At 74.2% G+C, this 14,952-nt stretch carries 13 protein-coding genes; 11 read left to right on the top strand and 2 right to left on the bottom strand.

What is annotated here, in order from left to right; genetic code table 11:
* Window positions 1–164 precede the first annotated feature (164 nt).
* Entirely contained in the window at window positions 165–1,355 is a 1,191-nt protein-coding gene (locus ACFWA9_RS17690) for a PP2C family protein-serine/threonine phosphatase (protein ID WP_329489497.1), read from the top strand.
* A 31-nt stretch (window positions 1,356–1,386) separates the two neighbouring features.
* On the opposite strand, the gene ACFWA9_RS17685 is transcribed toward ACFWA9_RS17690, so the two are convergent.
* Window positions 1,387–2,358 (bottom strand): endonuclease/exonuclease/phosphatase family protein, encoded by a 972-nt coding sequence (locus ACFWA9_RS17685; protein WP_352295772.1) that lies wholly within the window; start codon window positions 2,356–2,358, stop codon window positions 1,387–1,389.
* Between the two features lie 76 nt (window positions 2,359–2,434).
* Here ACFWA9_RS17685 and ACFWA9_RS17680 point away from each other — a divergent pair, with 76 nt between their 5' ends.
* The 6 genes from ACFWA9_RS17680 (at window position 2,435) to ACFWA9_RS17655 (ending at window position 10,521) form a co-directional block, all read left to right on the top strand.
* A complete protein-coding gene (locus ACFWA9_RS17680) occupies window positions 2,435–3,073 on the top strand; it encodes a PadR family transcriptional regulator (protein ID WP_329489499.1) in 639 nt (212 codons plus the stop codon).
* 73 nt (window positions 3,074–3,146) lie between these two features.
* Complete coding sequence (locus tag ACFWA9_RS17675) at window positions 3,147–3,920, top strand: ABC transporter ATP-binding protein (protein WP_329489500.1); 774 nt, start codon at window positions 3,147–3,149, stop codon at window positions 3,918–3,920.
* On the top strand, window positions 3,917–6,805 hold the full coding sequence (locus ACFWA9_RS17670; protein WP_380388092.1) for an FtsX-like permease family protein: 2,889 nt from the start codon (window positions 3,917–3,919) through the stop codon (window positions 6,803–6,805). The genes ACFWA9_RS17675 and ACFWA9_RS17670 overlap by 4 nt, the downstream gene beginning before the upstream one ends.
* A 139-nt stretch (window positions 6,806–6,944) precedes the next feature.
* Complete coding sequence (locus ACFWA9_RS17665) at window positions 6,945–8,357, top strand: dipeptidase (RefSeq protein WP_352295766.1); 1,413 nt, start codon at window positions 6,945–6,947, stop codon at window positions 8,355–8,357.
* Between the two features lie 81 nt (window positions 8,358–8,438).
* A complete protein-coding gene (nudC, locus tag ACFWA9_RS17660; protein WP_329489503.1) occupies window positions 8,439–9,380 on the top strand; it encodes an NAD(+) diphosphatase in 942 nt (313 codons plus the stop codon).
* Window positions 9,381–9,657: 277 nt separating this feature from the next.
* On the top strand, window positions 9,658–10,521 hold the full coding sequence (locus tag ACFWA9_RS17655; protein WP_352295763.1) for a GntR family transcriptional regulator: 864 nt from the start codon (window positions 9,658–9,660) through the stop codon (window positions 10,519–10,521).
* A 35-nt stretch (window positions 10,522–10,556) separates the two neighbouring features.
* On the opposite strand, the gene ACFWA9_RS17650 is transcribed toward ACFWA9_RS17655, so the two are convergent.
* On the bottom strand, window positions 10,557–10,814 hold the full coding sequence (locus ACFWA9_RS17650; protein WP_329489505.1) for a mycoredoxin: 258 nt from the start codon (window positions 10,812–10,814) through the stop codon (window positions 10,557–10,559).
* A gap of 189 nt (window positions 10,815–11,003) precedes the next feature.
* Here ACFWA9_RS17650 and ACFWA9_RS17645 point away from each other — a divergent pair, with 189 nt between their 5' ends.
* The 4 genes from ACFWA9_RS17645 to ACFWA9_RS17630 all read left to right on the top strand — a co-directional run bounded on the left by ACFWA9_RS17645 (window position 11,004) and on the right by ACFWA9_RS17630 (window position 14,937).
* On the top strand, window positions 11,004–13,235 hold the full coding sequence (locus ACFWA9_RS17645) for an ATP-dependent DNA helicase UvrD2 (protein ID WP_329489506.1): 2,232 nt from the start codon (window positions 11,004–11,006) through the stop codon (window positions 13,233–13,235).
* Window positions 13,236–13,522: 287 nt separating this feature from the next.
* Window positions 13,523–14,005 carry a hypothetical protein gene (locus ACFWA9_RS17640; RefSeq protein WP_352295760.1) on the top strand — a complete coding sequence of 161 codons (483 nt, stop codon included), beginning with the start codon at window positions 13,523–13,525 and terminating at the stop codon, window positions 14,003–14,005.
* A 168-nt stretch (window positions 14,006–14,173) separates the two neighbouring features.
* Window positions 14,174–14,542 carry a WhiB family transcriptional regulator gene (locus ACFWA9_RS17635; RefSeq protein WP_380388088.1) on the top strand — a complete coding sequence of 123 codons (369 nt, stop codon included), beginning with the start codon at window positions 14,174–14,176 and terminating at the stop codon, window positions 14,540–14,542.
* A 149-nt stretch (window positions 14,543–14,691) separates the two neighbouring features.
* On the top strand, window positions 14,692–14,937 hold the full coding sequence (locus ACFWA9_RS17630) for a hypothetical protein (protein WP_380388100.1): 246 nt from the start codon (window positions 14,692–14,694) through the stop codon (window positions 14,935–14,937).
* The last annotated feature ends 15 nt before the right edge of the window (window positions 14,938–14,952 follow it).

Raw genomic sequence — 14,952 nt, 5'->3', positions numbered from 1 at the left:
CAGCGGGCGAAACCTGTGCGTAGTGCACGTTTCGTGCCTATTGTGGGGTCGGTAACCGGTCAACCCCTGTGCTCCGGCCGCCAGCGAGGCCCGCATTCCCCAACCCTCAGTCATCACCGCGGGTGCCCACGGGGCACCGGCGTCTTCTGCTGGAGAGACCGAAGTTGAGCGCGACCGGATGGATGAGAGAGCGGTTCGCCGGGCCGGCCCCGGGGACCGCTCCGGGCTCGACGGGCACCTGGCCGAGGACGGCGCTCGCGCTGCCGTTCATCGGCATGGCGCTGGTCGTGGCCCTCGACTATGTCAGCAACACCGAGGTGACGGTCGAGCCGGCCCTCACCGCCGTGCCCGCGCTGGCCGCCGTGGTCAGCCGGCGTACCTGGTACCCGCTCGCCATCGGCCTCTGCACCGAGGCCGTGGCCTTCCTGATGGCCGCCAGCAGCGACTCGCTCGGCGAGTCCGTGCACAGCGCCACCGTCTTCGCCGTGGTGCTGGTCGCCGCGATCGGCTGGGTCAGCGCCACCCTGCGGCTGCGCCAGGAGAAGGCGCTGGCCGACGCCCAGCTGGTCGCCTCGATCGCCCGCCGGGTGCTGCTGCGGCCGGTCCCCGAGCGGGTCGGCACCGTCCGGGCCGCCGTCCACTACGAGGCCGCCGCCGCGCACGCCAGGATCGGCGGCGACCTCTACGAGGTGGTCAACACCCGGCACGGGGTCCGGGCCGTGGTCGGCGACGTCCGGGGCAAGGGGCTCGGTGCGGTGGAGACCGCCGCCGCCGTGCTCGGCGCCTTCCGGGAGGCCGCCCACCAGGAGCCCGCGCTGGACCGGGTGGCGGGCTGGCTCGCGGTGAGCCTCGACCGGGCCCTGCACGAGAACGAGCACCCCGGGGTGGAGGAGGAGTTCGTCACCCTGGTGCTGATCGGGGTCCGGCCCGACGGCACCGCCGAGATCGTCAACTGCGGCCACCCGTCGCCGCTGCTGCTGCGGGGCACCGAGCCGGTCCGGCCGCTGGAGCTCGCCGAGACGGTGCCCCCGCTCGGCGTCCTCGACCCGGTCGACGTCCGGCCGCCGGTGCACGAGGTCCCGCTGCGGCAGGGGGACCGCGTCCTGCTGTTCACCGACGGAGTCATCGAGGCCCGGGACCGGGCCGGCGTCTTCTACCCGCTCGCCGAGCGGCTGCCGCACTGCGCGGACGGCCACCCGGTGGACGTCCTGCGACGCCTGCACCAGGACGTGGTCCGCCACGTCGGCCGCCAGCTCGGCGACGACGCGGCGATGCTGCTGCTCCAGTACGACCCGCTCGGGCCGGAGCCGCACCTGCCGCACCAGAACGGGCAGCTGACGCACCCCCGGAGCTGACCGCCCGGCACCGGGCGGCCGGCCGGACCGCCTAGAGGCCGACCTCCACCACCAGCGGGCGGTGGTCCGAGACCACCGCCCGCGGGGCGGCCGCCGGGCCGACCGCGGTGCGCGGCACGCCCATCGCGAGCACGTGGTCGAACTGCACGGCCGGCCGGTGCGAGGGGTAGGTGGGCGTGCGGGCCAGGTCGTACCAGCCCTGGAGCCGCGCCCGGGGCTCGCGCACCCGCCGCCGGCGCGGCTCGACCAGGGCCGGCCGGGCCCGCCGGGCCGCCCGCAGTTCGCGCACCCGCGCGCGGGGCGCCGTCCGGTCCAGCGCGGTGGCCCCGCCCAGCACCGTCCGGGGCACCGCGCCGATCAGGTTGAAGTCCCCCAGGACCAAATAGGGCTGCGGCAGGTCGGCGATCCAGCGCCGGATCCCCGCCAGCTGCGCCATGTTCCAGCCCGGCACGAACGACAGGTGCGCCGCCACCACGGTGAACGGCCCGTGCTCGCCCTCCAGTACGGCCGCCAGCGCGGCCCGCGGCTCGTCCGGGACGGGCGTGAGCCCGCGCCGGCCGGCCACCCGCAGCGGCAGCCCGAACGGGGCCGGGGCGAACCGCCGGGCCCGCCAGTGCCGCACCGGCAGCCGGGTCAGCAGTGCGGTGCCGTACGACGGCGGCGCGTCGTCGCCGACCTCGTTCGGCCCGTACACCTGGAGTCCGGCGGGGACGGCGGGCTCCGGCACCCAGCCCGCGACCGGCGCCGGGCGCCCGTGCAGCGCGGCGGCGAACCGCCAGTCCGCGGCGCCCATCGCCTTGGCGGCGACGGCGGCCTGGTCGGTGCCGCCGGAGCGGGCCTGGTAGCGGTCCACCTCCTGGAGGGCGAGCACGTCGGCGTCCAGCGCGGCCACCGCCTCCGCCAACGGTCCACCGGCGTCGGCGGGGTAGGGCCGCGGAGCACCGTCCGGGGCGAGCGGCTGACCGTGCAACAGATTGAAGGTGGCGATGCGCAACTGGCTCACACCGCACGACGGTACCCGCTCGCCGGGAGGGGGCGCCGCTTGAGCCCGCCGGGCATACCGGGTATACATACTCGGTATGTCCATCCGTCACGGTCTGCTCGCCCTGCTCGACCAGGGCCCGCGCTACGGCTACCAGCTGCGTACCGAGTTCGAGGCGCGCACCGGTGCCACCTGGCCGCTCAACGTCGGCCAGGTCTACACCACTCTGTCCCGCCTGGAACGCGACGGCCTGGTCGAGCCCGCGGGGGAGGACGAGGAGGGGCACCAGTTCTACGCGGTCACCGAAGCAGGACGCGCGGAGCTGCGCACCTGGTTCGACACCCCGGTGCCGCGGACCAGCCCGCCGCGCGACGAGCTGGCGATCAAGCTGGCCATGGCGGTCACCGTCCCCGGGGTGGACGTGCCCGCCGTCGTCCAGGGCCAGCGCCGCCACAGCATCAAGGCGCTCCAGGACTACACCCGGCTCAAGGCCCGCGCGCTGACCGGCGAGGCCCGCCCCGGCGGCGCCGGCCCGTCGGCCGCCCCCGGCGCCGACCTCGCCTGGCTGCTCGTCCTCGAACAGCTGATCTTCCAGACCGAGGCCGAGATCCGCTGGCTCGACCACTGCGAGACCCGCCTCGCCCAGCACGCCGAGATCGAACAGGCCCGGGCCGCCGAGGCCCGCGCCGCCGAGCCCGAGGTCGTCCGGCGCGGGCGGCGCCGCACCCGGGCCTGAACCCCGTACGGACTTCACGAACCACGGCCCGGCCGCCATCCGCGACCCCGGGCCCAGAACAGCAGGGGGAAGTGTGATCCACACCGATCCGAGCAGGCTCGGCACCGAACCGGTGCTGCACCTGGACAACGTCACCCGGGTGCACGGCCAGGGCGCGGCCGAGGTGCACGCGCTCCGCGGGGTGGACCTCCGGGTGCACCCCGGCGAGTTCGTCGCCGTGATGGGGCCCTCCGGCTCCGGCAAGTCGACCCTACTGACGCTCGCCGGGGGGCTGGACACCCCGAGCAGCGGTCGGGTCCTGGTCGAGGGCACCGCCCTGGGCGGCCTCAACCGCAAGAAGCTGGCCGAGGTCCGCCGCCGTTCGGTCGGCTACGTGTTCCAGGACTACAACCTGATCCCGGCCCTCACCGCGGCCGAGAACGTCTCGCTGCCGCGCGAGCTCGACGGTCTCTCCGGCCGCGCCGCCCGCCGCGAGGCGATGACCGCGCTGGAGGAGCTCGGCATCCCCGAGCTCGCCGACCGCTTCCCCGACGACATGTCCGGCGGGCAGCAGCAGCGCGTCGCCATCGCCCGCGCGCTGATCGGCGACCGCCGGCTCGTCCTCGCCGACGAGCCCACCGGCGCCCTCGACTCCACCACCGGAGAGTCCGTCCTCGCCGTGCTGCGCGCCCGCTGCGACGCCGGCGCCGCCGCGATGATGGTCACCCACGAGGCCCGGCACGCCGCCTGGGCCGACCGCGTGGTCTTCCTCCGCGACGGCCGCATGGTCGACGAGAGCATCAGCCAGGACGCCGGCACCCTGCTGGTCTCCGCGGCCACCAACGCGAAGGGCCCGGTGGCGCAGTGAGGTTCAGCGCCTGGCGGGTCGCCCTGCGGATCGCCCGACGGGACGCGCTGCGCGCCAAGGGCCGCAGCGCGCTCGTGGTCGCCATGGTCGCGCTGCCCGTGCTCGGCGTCACCGGCGCCGACGTGTTCTTCCGCAGCGCCGAACTCGACCCCGTCGAGCGGATCGTCCGCACCATGGGCCAGTCCGACGCCGAGATCCACATGGTCGACCGCGGCTCGATCATCCTGCAGGCACCGGACCCGGACCAGCCCTTCGACCTCACCGGCGCCGACGAGGCCAAGGTGGAGAACGGCCGGCCCCAGTACACGCCCGAGCAGCGCCGCAGCCTCGACACCGAGCCGGCCGAACTGGTCAAGCAGCTGGTCCCGGCCGGCACCACGCTCGTCCCGCTGCGCGAGGGCCCGTTCGTCCCCACCAGCACCGTGCAGGGCCTGCTCAGCGTGCGGACCGCCGAGGCCGACCTGAACGACCCGGTCTGGAAGGGCCGGATCGACGTGGTCGAGGGCCGCGCCCCGAGCGCCGGCCACGAGGTCGCCGTCACCCGGGACTTCCTCGACCGCTCCGGCCTCAGGATCGGCGACCGCACCTCCCCGCGCGGTCTGGAGGCCACCCCCTTCACCATCACGGCCGTCGCCGAGTACCCCGGCGACCTGCGGACCACCGGGTTGATCGCCCGCCCCGGCGCGCTGGTCGACCCGCTGATGAAGCTGCCCGGCGCCGACAAGGGCCTCGGCCGCTCCGCGCTGGGGGAGAGCGCCCGCTGGCTGGTCAAGCTCCCGGCCGGGGCCGCGATCGACTGGCCCAAGGTGACCGAGTTCAACAAGTACGGCTTCACCGTCGCCTCCCGCAGCGTGCTGCTCGACCCGCCGGCCCGTTCCGAGGTGCCGCTCTACGCCCAGAAGGGCCAGAGCAGCGGCGGTACCCCCTACCTCGACCGGACCTCCGTCGTCATCCTCGCCACCGTGGTCGGCATGGCGCTGCTGGAGATCGTGCTCCTCGCGGGCCCCGCCTTCGCCGTCGGGGCCAGGCGCTCCCGGCGCCAGCTCGGGCTGCTCGCCGCCGGCGGCGGTAACCGGGCCGACGTCCGCGCGGTCGTCCTCGGCGGCGGGGTCGTGCTCGGAGTCACCGGCGCCGCCCTCGGTCTGGCCGTCGGCGTCGGCCTGGTCGCGGTGCTGCGCACCCAGGCCGAGAACTACGCCGGCGAGCGGTTCGGCCACTTCGACCTCCAGCCGCTCGACCTGCTCGGCGTCCTGGGCATCGGCCTGGTCACCGGTCTGCTCGCGGCCGTCGTCCCGGCCGTCCAGGCCTCCCGGCAGGACGTCGTCGCCGCGCTGACCGGCCGCGACTCGCTCAAGCCGCCGAGCCGCAAGCTCGCGCTGCTCGGCCTGCTGATGGTGGCCGGCGGCGCCGCGCTCGCCCTGCTCGGCGCGACCAGCGGCTTCGGCAACCGCAGTACGGCCGTGCTCGGCGGCTCGATGATCGCCGAACTCGGCATGGTCGCCCTGACGCCCTACCTGGTCGGCCTGTTCGGGCGGATCGGCCGCTGGCTGCCGCTCGGCCCCCGGCTCGCGCTGCGCGACTCGGTCCGCCACCGCGGACGCACCGCCCCCGCCGTCGCGGCGGTGATGGCCGCCGTCGCCGGCTCGGTCGCCGTCGGCATCTACACCGCCAGCAGCCATGAGGAGCACCGCCGGGAGTACGTCGCCGCCGCGCCGGCCGGCGCGGTCACGGTGAGCAGCGGCTGGGGCTCGGCCGCCGACGGGAAGCTGCTGCCCCAGCTGCGCGGCGCCGTCGAGAGCAACATCCCCGACCTCGGCCGGCGCGCCGACGTGCAGGAGGTCGGCCTCAAGGGCGACTGCGACCGGACGCACGGCAACTGCGGCTACGTCACCACCGAGCTGCCGAAGGAGCTGCGCTGCCCGCTGTTCGACAAGGGCAGCGAGGCCATCGCCCCGGCCGAGGCCGAACGGCTCCGCAAGGAGGACGCGCGCTGCAGGGCGAACCACTCCTACCGGGTCAACCCGTTCAGCATGGTGGCCGCCGGGGACGCCACCCTGCTGCGCAACCTGTTCGGTGTGGACGACCCGGCCGCCGGCCAGGCGCTGGCCGCCGGCAAGGCCGTCGTGTTCGACGCCGACTACGTCAAGGACGGCAAGCTCGTCGTGAGCGTGACGGAGCCGGCCGAGGAGCAGTCGAACAAGCTGAACGCCTCGCCCGTGCACGACGCGCCCAGCCACGAGATCGCCGTCGACGCGGTGCTGTTCCGCGCCGTCGTCCCGACCGGTGGCCAGGCGCTGGTGAGCCCGGAGACCGCCGGCCGGCTCGGGCTGGGCACCCATGACGCCGGTTCGGTCTGGCTGCCCGCCAAGGCGCCGTCCGACAGCGCCGAGCAGAAGGCGACGGCGGCGATCGACAAGCTCGCCGACGGCACCCAGTTCGGGGTCGAGCGCGGCTTCCAGTCCAACGACGACCTGGTCAGCCTCGGTCTGACGGGCTTCGCCGCCCTGGTCGCGCTCGGCGCCGCCGGCATCGCCACCGGGCTCGCCGCCGCCGACTCGCAGCGCGACCTGACCACCCTCGCGGCGGTCGGCGCCGCGCCGCGGATCCGCCGGAGCCTCTCCGGCTTCCAGTGCGGGGTGATCGCCGCGATGGGCACCCTGCTCGGCGTGGTCGCCGGGGTGGTGCCGGCGGTGGCCCTGCGCAAGGTGGAGGGCGTGTCCGTCTCCTACCCGGGGATGTCCCCCGAGGAGACGGCCGACCACAGCGTGATCGTCTTCCCGTGGCTCGACATCGGCGTCACCGTGATCGTCCTGCCGCTGCTCGCGGTGGGGCTGGCCGCGCTGCTCACCCGCTCGCGGATCTCGCTGCTGCGCCGCTCCGGCTGACCGCGCGTTCCCCGTGTCCCCCGTCACCCCCGGCCGCCGCCCCCGTGCGGCCGGGGGTGACGGACGTTACAGGCCGTCCGGCGCCCGGTGGCCGGACGGCCGGGGCAGGCACCCGCACGGGCGAACTAAAGTCGTCCGTATGACGAGAACCCCGGACAGCGTCGTCCGCTCCTTCATCGACCGGCACCAGGCCGAGTTCCTGGCCGACCTCTCCGACTGGCTGGGCATCCCCTCCGTCTCGGCCGAGCCCGAGCGGGCCGGTGAGGTCCGCCGCTCCGCCGAGTGGCTGGCCGCGAAGCTGGGCGGGACCGGGTTCCCGGTGGTCGAGGTCTGGGAGACGGACGGCCTGCCGGCGGTGTTCGCCGAGTGGCCGTCGGGGGACGCGTCCGCGCCGACCGTCCTGGTCTACGGGCACCACGACGTGCAGCCCGCCGCCAAGGAGGACGGCTGGGCGACGGAGCCCTTCGAGCCGACCGTGGTCGGCCGGCAGCTGTTCGCGCGCGGGGCCGCCGACGACAAGGGGCAGGTGTTCTTCCACACGCTCGGGGTCCGCGCCCACCTGGCCGCCACCGGGCGCACCGCGCCGGCCGTCAACCTCAAGCTGCTGATCGAGGGCGAGGAGGAGTCCGGCTCGCCGCACTTCCCCGCGCTGGTCCGCCGGGAGGCCGGGCGGCTGGCCGCCGATGTGGTGATCATCTCGGACACCGGGATGTGGTCCGAGACCACGCCGACGGTCTGCACCGGCATGCGGGGCCTGGCCGACGCCCAGATCGACCTCTACGGCCCGGACAGCGACATCCACTCCGGTTCCTTCGGCGGCGCCGTCCCCAACCCGGCGGCGGTCGCGGCCGAACTGGCCGCCGCGCTGCACGACGAGGACCGCCGGGTGGCCGTCCCGGGCTTCTACGACGGCGTGATCGAGCTGACCGCGCGCGAGCGCGAGCTCTTCGCCGAGCTGCCCTTCGACGAGGGGCAGTGGCTGAAGGTCGCCAAGTCGCACGGCACCCTCGGTGAGGCCGGCTACTCCACCCTGGAGCGCGTCTGGGCCCGGCCGACCGCCGAGGTGAACGGCATCTGGGGCGGCTACACCGGCCCCGGCGGCAAGACCATCGTGCCGTCCTCGGCGCACCTCAAGCTCTCCTTCCGGCTGGTGGCCGGCCAGGAGGTGGAGCGGGTCCAGGAGGCCGTCCGGTCCTGGGTGGCGGAGCGCGTGCCCGAGGGCATCCGGTACGCGCTGGAGTTCCCGGGCGCGACCCGGCCCTGCCTGACCCCGCTGGACCACCCGGCCCTGCGGTCCACCGTCCGGGCGATGGAGCGGGCCTTCGGGCAGCGGATCCTGTTCACCCGGGAGGGTGGTTCCGGTCCGGCCGCCGAACTCCAGGACGTGCTCGGCGCGCCGGTGCTCTTCCTCGGCATCTCGGTGCCCTCGGACGGCTGGCACTCGGTCGACGAGAAGGTCGAGCTCGACCTGCTGGCCAAGGGCGTGGAGACGACCGCCTACCTCTGGGCCGACCTGGCCGAGAACTGGCGGCCGGGCGGCGAGGCGGCGTGAAGGCCGCGGGGCGCCCTCCGCGGCCCGTCCTGGCGAACAGACCACTCATCCGGATGATTCATCACGTGGGGATGGAACGAAGTGAGCACCGTGCCTGAGACCGAACGCCCGCTGCCCCCGGCACTGGCCCGGGCCGGGGTCGACCGGGCGGCCCAGCACCGGTTCGACGAGCCCTGGCTGGCGGCCGCCTGGAGCCACCCGACCACCAAGGTGCTGCCGATCGCCGGCGGCGAGGCGTTCGTGGTGGACACCGGGCAGGGCACCGAACTGGTGCTGATGCCCTCGTTCGAGGCGCCGCAGACCGGGGACCGCTACTTCCTCGGCACCGACGAGGACGGGGTGTCGTACTTCGCGCTGGCCGGCGAGAGCCTGCCGGGGCGCCTCGACGGCGACGCCCGCCCGGCCGGGCTGCGCGAGGTCGGGGGGATGCTCTCCGACCGGGACGCCGGGCTGCTGGTGCACGCCGTCGCGCTGGAGCACTGGCACCGGCTGCACAGCTTCTGCTCGCGCTGCGGGCACCCGACCGAGAAGGCCGGCGCCGGCCACGTCCGGCGGTGCACCTCCTGCGCGGCCGAGCACTACCCGCGCACCGACGCGGCGGTGATCATGATGATCACCGACGAGCAGGACCGCTGCCTGCTGGGCCGGCAGGCGCTCTGGCCGGAGGGCCGCTGGTCGACCCTGGCCGGGTTCGTCGAGCCGGGCGAGTCGATCGAGCAGGCCGTGGTCCGCGAGGTCTTCGAGGAGGCCGGGGTGCGGGTGGCCGAGGTCGCCTACGTGGCCAGCCAGCCGTGGCCGTTCCCGTCCAGTCTGATGCTGGGCTTCATGGGCAAGGCCGATCCGGACGGGACGGCCATCACCGTGGACGGCGAGGAGCTGGCCGAGGCGCGCTGGTTCTCCCGGGAGGAGCTGCGGGCCGGCATGGCGGCGGGCGAGATCCTGCCGCCGTCCGGGATTTCGATCGCCCGTCACCTGGTCGAACTCTGGTACGGGGAGCGGCTGCCTTCGGCGGCGCGCTGGTAATTCCGACAATCGGGGGCGTGCGGCTTATTACCGCGCGCCCCCGATTTCGTTTCGTGCCCTCCGTCGCGCCGGTCATCCAGGGGCCCGGCACGGCCGAACGGGTGGTCCGGACGGATTTCGCGGCGGCCGGGCGCGCTGACGTTCGTATCCGGAGGGGCCGCCTCCTGCCGTATTCCGGCGGGCCAGGGCGCCCGCCGCGGGCCCACCGTCGCCGATCCGGGTCGACATTGTCGGAATCGGCTGAAACCGGGTCACCGCCCTCGCTACATTCACTCGGGTGACAATCCCCCGGGGCACCACCCAATCCCCCAAATACCAGCGCCTCGCCGCCGATCTGCGCCGCCGGATCGCCGAGGGCGAATTCACCGCCCAGGCCGCCCTCCCGGTCGAGAGCGAACTGGAGCGCCAGTACGGGGTCGCCCGCAACACCGTCCGGCTGGCCGTCGACGTCCTGGTCAACGAGGGCCGGCTGGTCCGGCTCCAGGGCAAGGGCACCTACCTCCGGGAGCACCCCGTCCTGGACCACCGCGCCTACGGACCGGCCCCGGCGCCGCCGGGGCCGCGCGACCCGCTCGCCGGGCCGCGGGACTGCCTGGCCGTGCCCACCGCCGTCTACCTCGGCGAGGCCGCCGACGCCGGCCGGGAGCTCACCGTCGACTTCGAGATGATGATCGTCCGGGCCCGGGTCGACATCGCCGAGCGGCTCGGGCTCCGGCCCGGCGAGGCGATCGTGGTCCGCCGCCAGCTCCGGCTGCTGGACCGTGAGCCGTACTCGATCGAGGAGAGCCACTACCGGGCCGGCCTCGCCGCGGGCACCCCGCTGATGGAGCCCGACCAGATCGACGGCGGGGACGAGGCGGTGCTCGCGCTGCTCGGCCGGACCGAGATCGGGGCGGTGGACCACCTGGTGGCCCGGATGCCCGGCCCCGAGGAGGCGCAGTGGTTCCAGGGCGGCCCCGGGGTGCCGCTGATGGTCCAGACCCGGGTGACCTACGACCGGCGCGGCCCCGTCCGGGTCATCGAGACCCGCTACTCCGCCGACCGCAGCCGGCTGGTCTACGGCGTCGGCGACCTCGCCGCCCGGACCCAGCTGCCCGCACCCGCGGCGCCGGTGGACCCGGCCCGGGCCGATGCCCCCTGAGGTGCGCCGGCCCGGGCCCCGCGGGCCGTCGCGGGTCAGGCCGCCAGGGCCTTCTTGACCTGCATCAGGCTCGGGTTGGTCATCACGACCTGCTCGCCGCCGCCCGCCGGCGTCACCAGCACCGTCGGCACGATCTGGTTGCCGCCGTTCACGGACTCGACGAAGGACGCCGAGTTCGGGTCCTCCTCGATGTTGATCTCGGTGTAGCCGATGCCTTCACGGGTCAGCTGGCTCTTGAGTCGGTTGCAGTACCCACACCAGGTCGTGCTGTACATCGTCACGCTGCCGGACATCGAGGGGCTCCTTCGGGAAAGAGGGCGTGCGGTCTCTGGGAGGAACGTCCGTCACGCAACGGTCATTCCGCGTGCGCCCGGCGTGAGATCGACCTCGCACGCCCGAGCGCGCACCGTTCATCCTGCGATCGCACCGGGCCTGTGGACAAGCCCGCCCGGTTGTCGCACCGGGCTGAGAGGATGGAACGCATGCAGGAAGACCTCTTGAGCGGCAGCCCGTTCGACGACTACCGCGCCGCGTCCGGCCCCGACGCGGTGCTCGCCGGGCTCGACCCCGAGCAGCGGGCCGTCGCCACCGCCCTGCAGGGGCCCGTCTGCGTGCTCGCCGGCGCCGGCACCGGCAAGACGCGCGCCATCACCCACCGGATCGCCTACGGGGTCCGCAGCGGGGTCTACCAGCCCGCCCAGGTGCTCGCCGTCACCTTCACCGCCCGCGCGGCGGGGGAGATGCGCGGGCGGCTGCGCCAGCTCGGCGCCGAGGGCGTCCAGGCCCGCACCTTCCACGCCGCCGCGCTGCGCCAGCTCCAGTACTTCTGGCCGCGCGCCGTGGGCGGCCCGGTGCCGCAGCTGGTGGAGCGCAAGGTCCAGCTGGTCGCCGAGTCCGCCGCGCGCTGCGGGCTGCGCGTCCAGCGCACCGAACTGCGCGACCTCACCGCCGAGATCGAGTGGGCCAAGGTCTCCCAGATCGGCCCGGACGACTACCCGGCCGCGGTGCAGAAGTCGGCCCGCGAGGCCCCGCGCGACCCGGCCGAGATCGCCCAGGTGTACCGGGTGTACGAGGAGACCAAGAGCCGCCGCGGCGTCATCGACTTCGAGGACGTCCTGCTGCTGACCGCCGCGATCCTGGAGGACCGCCCGGACATCGCCGACCAGGTCCGCGCCCAGTACCGGCACTTCACCGTCGACGAGTACCAGGACGTCTCGCCGCTCCAGCAGCGGCTGCTCGACCAGTGGACCGGCCCCGCCGCGGGCAGCCTCTGCGTGGTCGGCGACGCCAGTCAGACCATCTACTCGTTCACCGGCGCCACCCCCGACTACCTGCTGAACTTCCGCACCCGCCACCCCGAGGCGACGGTGGTCAAGCTGGTCCGGGACTACCGCTCCACCCCGCAGGTCGTCCACCTGGCCAACGGGCTGCTCGCGCAGGCCCGCGGTCAGGCGGCCCGGCACCGGCTGGAGCTGGTCTCGCAGCGCGAGGCCGGTCCCGAGCCCGTCTACACCGAGTACGAGGACGAGCCGACCGAGGCCGAGACCACCGCCCGCCGGATCAAGGAGCTGCTGGCGTCCGGGGTGCGGGCCAGCGAGGTCGCCGTGCTGTTCCGCACCAACGGCCAGTCCGAGGTCTACGAGCAGGCCCTCGCCGACCTCGGCGTCTCCTACCAGCTCAAGGGCGCCGAGCGGTTCTTCGAGCGCCCCGAGGTGCGGGACGCCGGCGTGCTGCTGCGCGGCGCCGCCCGGGCCGCCTCCGACCCCCTCACCGACGGCACCCCCGGCCTCGCCGCGCAGGTCCGGGCGGTGCTCGCCACCCGGGGCTTCACCGCCGAGCCGCCGGCCGGCTCCGGCGCGGTGCGCGAGCGCTGGGAGTCGCTGGCCGCGCTGGTCCGGCTCGCCGAGGACTTCGAGCGGACCCGCACGGCGGCCGGGGAGCCGGCCGACCTGGCCGCGTACGTCGCCGAGCTGGACGGCCGGGCCGCGGCCCAGCACGCGCCCGCCGTCGAGGGCGTCACGCTGGCCTCGCTGCACGCCGCCAAGGGCCTGGAGTGGGACGCCGTCTTCCTGGTCGGCCTCACCGAGGGCACCATGCCGATCATCTACGCCAAGACGGACGAGCAGGTCGAGGAGGAGCGCCGGCTGCTCTACGTCGGCGTCACCCGGGCCCGCAAGCACCTCTCGCTCTCCTGGTCGCTCTCCCGCTCGCCGGGCGGCCGGGGCAACCGCAAGCCGACCCGCTTCCTGGACGGGCTGCGGCCGAACTCCGGCGCACCGGGCGCGCGCGCCGGGGGCCGGGGCGGGCGCGGTGGCGTCGAGGCGGGCGAGCGCTCCGCCGGGCGCCGGGTGCGCGGCCCGGTCCGCTGCCGGGTCTGCGAGCGGGTGCTCACCGAGGCGGTCGAGCGCAAGCTGCGCCGCTGCGAGAGCTGCCCCTCCACGATGGACGAGGCGCTGTACGAGCGGCTGCGCGAGTGGCGGGCCGGGCAGGCGAAGAAGCAGGGCGCCCCGGCCTACGTGGTGTTCACCGACGCGACGCTGATGGCGATCGCCGAGGACGTCCCCGCGACCACCCAGGAGCTGGCGGTGATCTCGGGGGTCGGTGCGATGAAGCTGGACAAGTACGGGGCCGCCGTGCTCTCGTTGTGTGCGGGGGAAGAGCTCACGGAGGATCCGGTCGACGTCGAGGACGGCGATCCGGACGAACCGGCCTGAGCCGGTCCCGGGGAGGTCCCCGGGGCGGGCGGAGCCGATGCCCCGGGCTCCTTCGGAAGCCGTCGAGAAACTCGCCGGAAAAATAGTTTGCGCGCCGTACCGGGAGCGCAATAGCCTGCCGGAGCGGTCAAGGGGACGCGAACGCACGGGGTGACGCCTGTGCCATGTCCTCCTGGGCCCGACAGCTTCTCCGCACCACGTACCACCTGCACCACCGAGACAGACATCCGAACAGTTCGGAGCCCGGGAAACCAGGCCCCGCGAGACGCCGAGAGGAGGCGAAGGCAGTGGAAACCATCATGATCACCAAACTGACTGGCCAGACCGTCGTCGCCGCTGCCTCTCTGCGTGCCGCCCGCCTGCGGGCTCTCGCCGAGCTGGGTGGAACCGGTCTGGGTCTCGAAGCCGTGGGTGCCTCCGTCATTCCCGCTTCCGTCGCCTCCGTTGTCAGTGGTCTTGGACACACTGGCGTCTGCGGCGCGGATATCACGGGCGGTATTGACGGCACCTCTGTCGAGACCGGTCTGTCCCGTGGCTGGGCGGCCGTGAGCACGTCGCGCTCCCTGCGTGACGAGCGACCGACCCAGGCACCGAAGGCGGCCGTAGCCGTCGCCATGCATGGCGGCTATGCGCGGGTCATCGGTGCCGGAAACGCCCAGAAGCAGAACGAGCAGCAGATCAACGAGCAGGCCATGGCCGCCTTTACGGGAGCCACGGCCGTCCGGATGCGGGCCTTCCGCGGGCCTGAACCCTGGAGAGAACGAACCTGAGGAAGCCTCAGGTCGGCACCTCCAGGGCCGCGGAACCCGTCACACCGGGATCCGCGGCCCTTCTGTTTTGTCCGGTACGCAAGACCACCCAGGCCCTCCGGGGCCTCCGGCCCAGCCCCACCAGTCAGCTGAGCCGGACCCACTGAAAAGACGAGGAAGACGCCCACAGTGTCCACGGTCATCACGCCGCCCATCCCGTCCGTACCGCAGACAAGCCAGATCACCCCGGCCGACCAGGCCGACCCTCCGGAGGTTTCCCTGATGCAGATCACCACCATCGAGCAGGCCGAGGCGCTCGGTCTCCCCATCCCGTGCCGCGCCTTCGACCCGGAGGTCTTCTTCGCCGAGACGCCCGCCGACGTCGAGTACGCGAAGTCCCTCTGTGGCACCTGCCCGGTCAAGGACGCGTGTCTGACCGGTGCGCTGGAGCGGCGCGAGCCGTGGGGCGTCTGGGGTGGCGAGCTCTTCGTCCAGGGTGTCGTCGTGGCCCGCAAGCGGCCGCGTGGCCGCCCGCGCAAGACCGAGGTCGCAGCGTGAACCCCGCGCTCGGAGCCAAGGCCGTCCGCCGGGGAGAGCAGCCCCCGCTGGACAGCGCCCTTCGCCGCTCCGTGCGAATCGCCGCCGCCAAGGCCGACGCGGCCCGCACCGTCCACTTCCCTACGTCGCACCACGAGCAGGACCACGACATGACCCCCGCCGCCATTGACCCGACCGTCCGCGCCGAGCAGACCACCGAACTTCAGATCCAGAACAGGACCCTTGAGATGCAACTCCTCCACGAATCCCTGGCCCGTGCCCATATGCAAGAGCGCTTGCAAGAGGCCGAGCACGAACGGCTCGTCTCCCGGGTCGCCCGGGCCCGCCGGCTCAAGCTGAGGGCCGAACGGGCCTCGCTGCGGGCCCGCAAGGCCCTCGCCGTCGCGCTGATGTAGCGCGCCGGGCCGTAA

Source organism: Kitasatospora sp. NPDC059973 (assembly GCF_042737525.1).
In the GTDB taxonomy this organism is placed as follows: domain Bacteria; phylum Actinomycetota; class Actinomycetes; order Streptomycetales; family Streptomycetaceae; genus Kitasatospora.
The sequence above is the reverse complement of the archived record's forward strand: the minus strand, read 5'-3'. Positions and strand labels throughout refer to the sequence as shown.